Source organism: Verminephrobacter aporrectodeae subsp. tuberculatae At4 (genome assembly GCF_000193225.1).
Lineage (GTDB): Bacteria > Pseudomonadota > Gammaproteobacteria > Burkholderiales > Burkholderiaceae_C > Acidovorax > Acidovorax aporrectodeae.
The window spans coordinates 1-1,107 of the sequence record NZ_AFAL01001029.1 but is presented as its reverse complement, the minus strand read 5'-3'; the positions used below and the strand labels follow the sequence as shown (position 1 = coordinate 1,107).

At 67.3% G+C, this 1,107-nt stretch carries 1 protein-coding gene; it reads right to left on the bottom strand.

Annotated elements, in window-relative coordinates; genetic code table 11:
• Nucleotides 1-973 (bottom strand): MFS transporter (locus tag VTU_RS0124720; RefSeq protein ID WP_040894296.1); only part of this gene is annotated, 973 nt, incomplete at its 3' end.
• Between the last annotated feature and the right edge of the window lie 134 nt (nt 974-1,107).

Here is a 1,107-nt window from a genome sequence, read left to right as displayed (position 1 = left end):
CGATGGCGAAAACGCTCATGCCGATCGCGCCCAGCGGCACCAGGCCGATCTCCACATGCCGGCGCGAGAGCCGCTCGCACAGCAGCGAGCCGGTGCCGATTCCGACCGAGAACACCAGCAACAGCAGCGAGGCGACCTGCTCGTTGCCGTGCAGCACCTCCTTGGACAGGCTCGGGAATTGGCTCAGGAACACCGCGCCAAAGAACCACATCCAGCTGATTCCGAGCAGCGAGCGAAAGACCACGACGCTCTGGTGCGCGAGCCGGAGGTTGCGCCAAGTCTCCGAGAACGGATTCCAGTTGATCGCCAGCCCCGGGTCGGTCGCGGGCGCCGGGGGGATGAACTGCGCCACGGCGCGCCCGAGCAGCGCAGCGGCCACGCAGGCCACGGCCACCGCGGTGTGTCCCATGCCGGGCAAGGCCACCAGCAGCCCCCCGGCCAGATTGCCCAGCAAGATGGCCGCAAAGGTGCCCATCTCGACCATGCCATTGCCCCCCGTGAGCTCGCGCTCGCCGAGCACCTGGGGCAGGTAGGCATACTTCACCGGACCGAACAGCGTGGAATGCAGCCCCATCAGAAAGGTGCACAGCAGCAGCGCCGGCACATGGCCCGCCACGAACCCGCCCACCGCCACCAGCATGATGGCGATCTCCAGGTTCTTCACGAAGCGGATCATGCGGGCCTTCTCGTACTTGTCCGCGAGCTGGCCCGAGGTCGCAGAAAACAGCAGGAATGGCAGGATGAACAGCGCGCCGATCACCAGCCCCGCCATCGCCGGCGGCAGCCAGGACACGCTGAGCTGGTAAGTCACCATCACCGTGAAGGCAAACTTCAGCAGGTTGTCGTTCACGGCGCCCGAGAACTGCGTCCAGAAGAACGGCGCAAAACGCCGCTGGCGCAGCAGGAGGAACTGGTTCGCGCGCGCATGCGTCTGCGCGGCGCTGGATGAGGGGGTTTCTTCGGGACGGTGCATGCGTTTCTCCTCGTCTGCGTCGAAAGCGTGCCGTGCGTGCGGCGCCGCACCGCACGCGCCATTGTGCGCGGCCGCGAATGCGGCGAGCACCGGCCAGGCCGCGCCCGCCGCCAGCACATGCTTGAGGCTGTGAC